Source organism: uncultured Limnohabitans sp. (assembly GCF_937889215.1).
Lineage (GTDB): Bacteria > Pseudomonadota > Gammaproteobacteria > Burkholderiales > Burkholderiaceae_C > Limnohabitans_A.
In genome coordinates this window covers 1-5,209 of the sequence record NZ_CALBEX010000038.1, presented here as the reverse complement: position 1 = coordinate 5,209, position 5,209 = coordinate 1, and the positions used below count along the sequence as shown (strand labels likewise).

Here is a 5,209-nt window from a genome sequence, read left to right as displayed (position 1 = left end):
CGCGCTCGTTGTGCTTGTTGATGGCGTCGATCAGCGCTGCCGCATTGGCCGACGAGTTGCCTTGCAACACGACCTGCGCGCCGTCGTCGATGGCCGATTTGAGGGCCGACAAAGCCTCTTCGCTTTGGCCTTTGCTGTCGTAGCGCGCCAGCGCCATGGGGCGCATGCCCTGCGCGGTCTGGACGCCGCCGCGGGCATTGACCCGCTCCACGGCCCAGGCGATGTTGCGCACCACCGCCTCGCCCGTATTGGCAAAGGGGCCGCTCAGGCCCTCGATCAGCGCCAAGCGAATGGGCGCGGGAGACTGCGCGTATGCAGTGGCCCCACACAGGGCAAAGGCCCAGATCACCCAAGCGCGTCGTGAGAAAAGAGACAGTGAAACCATAAACAGTGTGACGCAAGGCCGAAACCCGTGGCGCGCAAGCAAAGGGCCGAAGTTTAACGAGCCAAGGCACACGCCGTCGGGTTAACCCGCATTAAAAAAGGACTTGCGCAGGGGATTCAAGCGCTGGCCAGTTCGTGCAAGGGCCACCGGGGCTTCACATCGAAGCTGTAACGCGCTTCGGCCGTTTGCGCGCCGGATTGCAAGCGCATGGCTGCGGCCATCGCGATCATGGCGCCGTTGTCGGTGCACAGGTGCAACTCGGGGTAATGCACGCGCACATGGGCTTTGGCGCAGGCGGCGTTGAGCTGGGCGCGCAGCTCGCGGTTGGCCCCCACGCCCCCGGCCACCACCAGGCGTTTCATGCCACTGGTCTTGAGCGCAGCCATCGATTTCTTGACCAGCACTTCCACAATGGCGGCTTGGGTCGATGCGGCCAGGTCGGCCCGCTCAGGCGCGCCTTCGGTGTGGGCGGCAGGGCCAATCTTTTGACTTTGGGTGAGCACTGCGGTTTTGAGCCCGGCAAAAGAAAAGTCCAAATCGCCGCTGTGCAGCAAAGGCCTGGGCAACTTGTAGGCGCTTGGGTTGCCCTGCTCGGCCAGGCGCGACAGGCCAGGGCCGCCGGGGTAAGGCAGGCCCATGAGCTTGGCCGATTTGTCAAAGGCTTCGCCTGCGGCGTCGTCAATGGTTTCGCCCAACAAATCATAGCGGCCCACACCATCGACGCGCATGAGCTGGGTGTGGCCACCCGACACCAGCAAAGCAATGAACGGGAATTCAGGCGGATCGGCACTCAAAAACGGCGAAAGCAAATGGCCTTCCAGATGGTGAACACCCAGCACCGGCTTGCCCAGAGCTGCCGCCAAAGCACACGCCACGCCCGAACCCACCAGCAAAGCACCAGCCAACCCCGGGCCACGCGTGTAGGCGACCACATCGATGTCGGCCAATGTGGCCCCGGCCTCGGCCAGCACCTGGCGCGTGAGCGGCAACACCCTTCGGATGTGGTCACGGCTGGCCAGCTCGGGCACCACCCCGCCATAGGCCTGGTGCATCTCGATCTGGCTGTAAAGCGCGTGCGACAACAAGCGTGGCATGGCGCTGCCCGTGGTTTTCACCAAGGCCACACCGGTTTCGTCGCAGGAAGATTCGATACCCAAAATTTGCATAACAGGTAGTTTAAGCGGGGCATGCAGGGGCGGCCAGCGCTTGGCCATAATCGCTGCACACTTATGACACGCCAAGACTGGCCAAACAATGGCGGACCAGCGCCCACCCTACCCCAACCAAAAACATGACCACACTGCGCCTCATTTCCTCCATGGCCACCAAACCCCTGCTCGCCGATTTGGTGGCGCTGTACCACGCTCAAGCTCCTGACGTACAGGTGCAGATCGAGTCGGTTGGCGGGGTGGATGCGGCCAAGCGGGTCCAAGCGGGCGAAGCCTTTGACGGCGTGGTGCTGGCCAGCAACGCCATCGACACCTTGATGGCTGACGGCAAGCTGCTCACGGGCAGCCGGGTCGATTTGGTGCGCTCGGGCGTGGCAGTGGCTGTGCCTGCAGGGCTGACGCCGCCCGACATTTCGACCGAAGAAGCGCTGAAGGCGGCCATTTTGAGCGCCCGCAGCCTGGGTTACTCCACCGGGCCCAGCGGCGTGCAACTGGCCAAGCTGTTCGATCGCTGGGGCATCACCGAGCGCATCCAGGACCGCATCGTGCAAGCCCAACCGGGTGTGCCCGTGGGGGCCCTGGTGGCGCAAGGTGAGGTGACCTTGGGGTTTCAGCAATTGAGCGAAATGCGTGGTGTGGCCGGCATCACCGTGCTCGGTCCCCTGCCAGATGCGGTACAGATCACCACCACCTTTTCGGCAGGGGTGAGCAGCACCAGCCAGCAGCCCGACGCCATGCGCAACCTGTTGGCATTTTGGGCATCGCCTGCCTGCAGCCCCTTGAAACTGCAGCACGGCATGCACGCCGCCTGACGGGCTCACCCCCACCACACGGCAGCCTCAGGCCACCGTGGGTGTTGGTGGGTTGTTGGTGCGTCATTTGACATATGCCAAATATGTATTTGTAGACGCCGGCTGCCGATCAGAAAATGGGACAACCGCTATTTTCTGATTCGACATGACCCCTCTTATTTCCCCCAGTTGCACACTCGTCGGTGCGGGCCCTGGCGACCCGGAGTTGCTCACGCTCAAGGCCGTTCGGGCCATCGCCAGCGCCACCGTCATTTTGGTGGACGACCTGGTCAATGAAGCGGTGCTCGAACACGCCTCCCCCAGCGCCCGCATCATCCATGTCGGCAAACGAGGCGGATGCGCCAGCACACCGCAGGCTTTCATCGACAAACTCATGATCACCGCCGTGCAAGCAGGCGAGCGTGTGGTGCGCCTCAAGGGCGGCGATCCGTTCATCTTTGGCCGCGGCGGTGAAGAAGTCGAACACCTGCGCGCCGCCGGCATCGACGTGGCGGTGGTCAATGGCATCACCTCGGGGCTGGCGGGCCTGAGCAGCCTGGGCGCACCACTGACGCACCGCGAGCACGCGCATGGCGTGGTGTTCGTCACCGGCCACGCCAAGCCCGGCGACAGCGGCACCGATTGGCCTCTGCTGGCCCGCACCGCCCAGCAGGCCAAGCTGACCCTGGTGATCTACATGGGCGTGCGCAGCCTGACGCACATCCATAAAGGTTTGCTGCAGGGCTTGCCCGCCCACACGCCCGTGGCCATCGTCCAGCACGCCAGCTTGCCGGAACAACGGCAAGCCCTGACCACCTTGGGTGATCTGCCGAACACCATGGCGCGTGAAGCCCTGCAAAGCCCCAGCATCATCGTGGTGGGTGATGTGGTGCAAGGCGCTCGGGCGTGGACCGACGCACAGCGCACCCCATTGCCCAACAACTTGACCACCGCTTTGCAAGCCTGAAAACTCGGACGTATTACAAAATCCAACACCTTGCACCGGTCAAAACAGAATCGAGGCCATGCAACCGTTAGACTTTTCCGCGCGGTACTTTTCACCGCGAGCAAGGGAAACATACATGGGACTTTTTGATTCAATCGCCGGCCAAGTGGCACAACAAGCCATCTCGGCCATGTCGGGCAAAAACGGCGTCGATGGCAACAACATGATGCAAATGCTGAGTGGCTTGCTGAGCAACCCAGAAATTGGCGGCATCAGCGGCCTGGTCAGCGCCTTCCAAAAAAACGGGCTCGGTGATGTGGTGGCCTCATGGATTTCGAACAACACCAACTTGCCCATTTCGGCCGAACAAATCCAGTCCGTGCTGGGTCAAGGCCCGTTGCAGGATGTGGCCAGCAAAATGGGGCTGTCTGCAGGCGATGTGGCCTCTACATTGTCAGAGCGCCTGCCCGGCCTGGTGGACCAGCTCACCCCCAATGGCCAGCTGCCCAGCGGCGACTTGATGGCGCAGGGCTTGGGGATGCTCAAGGGCTTCACGAAGTCCTGAGCGGCTGCCAAAGAACAATCACAACGCCCTTCGGGGCGGTTTTTTCGTCCCGCGCCCACTACACTCTGGCCCCATGAATACATGGGATGTGGTGATCGTGGGTGCCGGGGCTGCCGGTTTGTTTTGCGCGGGCTTGGCAGGCCAGCGCGGACTGAAGGTGCTGGTCATCGACCACAGCGACAAAATCGCTGAAAAAATCCGCATTTCTGGCGGCGGTCGCTGCAACTTCACCAACCGGTTGCTCGACGCCTCGGCCCCGCAAAAGCACTTCATCAGCCAAAACCCGCACTTTTGCCGCTCAGCCCTGTCGCGCTACACGCCGCAAGACTTCATTGATCTGATGCAAAAGCACGGCATTGCTTTCCATGAAAAGCACAAAGGTCAGCTGTTTTGTGACCACTCGGCCGAAGACATCATCCGCATGCTGCTGGCCGAATGCGAAGCAGGCGGTGTAGACATCCGCACGGGCTGCAGCGTGAAATCAGTTGAAGCGCCCACCGCAGACCACACCCACTACACACTCGACACCAGCCATGGCACCTTGCAAACCACTTCGATGGTGGTGGCGTCAGGTGGCTTGTCGATCCCCAAAATCGGCGCAACGGACTGGGGCTACCGCATTGCCAGCCAGTTTGGCCTGCGCCTGGTGGAGCGACGCGCCGGCCTGGTGCCCTTGACCTTTGACGGCGATGCCTGGGCACCTTACGCCCAGTTGGCCGGGCTAGCCCTGCCCGTGGGCATCGAGACGGGCGAGAAAAAAAGCCGCATGCGCTTTGACGAAGACCTGTTGTTCACGCACCGGGGCTTGTCTGGGCCGGGTGTATTGCAAATTTCAAGCTATTGGCAAGAAGGCACCCCGATTCGCCTGAACCTGGCCCCCGAGGTGAATTTGCCCGAGCGCCTGCAAGAGGCCAAGCTGCGCTCCAAAAAACTGTTGGGCAACGAACTGGCCAGCTTGGTGCCCAGCCGATTGGCCGAAGCCTGGGTCAGCCAGGACCCAGCCTTGCAGCGCACTGCCGCCGAGGTGCCCGACAAGGCCCTGAACAAATTGGCCGAGGACCTGTCTAACTGGCAGCTGACACCCAATGGCAGCGAGGGCTACAAAAAAGCCGAAGTCACGCTGGGTGGGGTGGACACGCGCGATGTGTCCTCGCAAACCATGGAGTCCAAGCAAGCGGGCTTGTATTTCATTGGCGAGGTGATCGATGTGACCGGCTGGCTGGGCGGCTACAACTTCCAGTGGGCCTGGGCCAGCGCCCATGCCTGCGCGCTGGCCTTGGCAGAGCGCCGACAGAGCCACAATCTCCAGTGAAACCAGAAGGATTCGGGGCTATAATCTCAGGCTTTGCTGGC

Annotated in this window: 6 protein-coding genes; 4 read left to right on the top strand and 2 right to left on the bottom strand. The window is 62.1% G+C overall.

Annotated features, from left to right (window positions below; all coding sequences use genetic code 11):
• Positions 1 to 385, bottom strand: a 385-nt coding sequence (locus tag Q0341_RS00955; RefSeq protein WP_299509948.1) for an ABC transporter substrate-binding protein, incomplete at its 3' end; no start/stop codon positions are given.
• A 116-nt stretch (positions 386 to 501) separates the two neighbouring features.
• Complete coding sequence (tsaD, locus tag Q0341_RS00950; RefSeq protein ID WP_299509947.1) at positions 502 to 1,551, bottom strand: tRNA (adenosine(37)-N6)-threonylcarbamoyltransferase complex transferase subunit TsaD; 1,050 nt, start codon at positions 1,549 to 1,551, stop codon at positions 502 to 504.
• Positions 1,552 to 1,676: 125 nt separating this feature from the next.
• Between tsaD and Q0341_RS00945 the strand changes: the two genes are divergently transcribed.
• From Q0341_RS00945 to Q0341_RS00930, 4 genes are all read left to right on the top strand, one after another.
• Positions 1,677 to 2,366 carry a substrate-binding domain-containing protein gene (locus tag Q0341_RS00945; RefSeq protein WP_299509946.1) on the top strand — a complete coding sequence of 230 codons (690 nt, stop codon included), beginning with the start codon at positions 1,677 to 1,679 and terminating at the stop codon, positions 2,364 to 2,366.
• A 145-nt stretch (positions 2,367 to 2,511) separates the two neighbouring features.
• Positions 2,512 to 3,312 (top strand): uroporphyrinogen-III C-methyltransferase, encoded by an 801-nt coding sequence (gene cobA / locus Q0341_RS00940; protein ID WP_299509945.1) that lies wholly within the window; start codon positions 2,512 to 2,514, stop codon positions 3,310 to 3,312.
• A gap of 115 nt (positions 3,313 to 3,427) precedes the next feature.
• Positions 3,428 to 3,856 carry a YidB family protein gene (locus Q0341_RS00935; RefSeq protein ID WP_299509944.1) on the top strand — a complete coding sequence of 143 codons (429 nt, stop codon included), beginning with the start codon at positions 3,428 to 3,430 and terminating at the stop codon, positions 3,854 to 3,856.
• 73 nt (positions 3,857 to 3,929) lie between these two features.
• A complete protein-coding gene (locus tag Q0341_RS00930; protein WP_299509943.1) occupies positions 3,930 to 5,168 on the top strand; it encodes an NAD(P)/FAD-dependent oxidoreductase in 1,239 nt (412 codons plus the stop codon).
• Positions 5,169 to 5,209 lie beyond the last annotated feature (41 nt).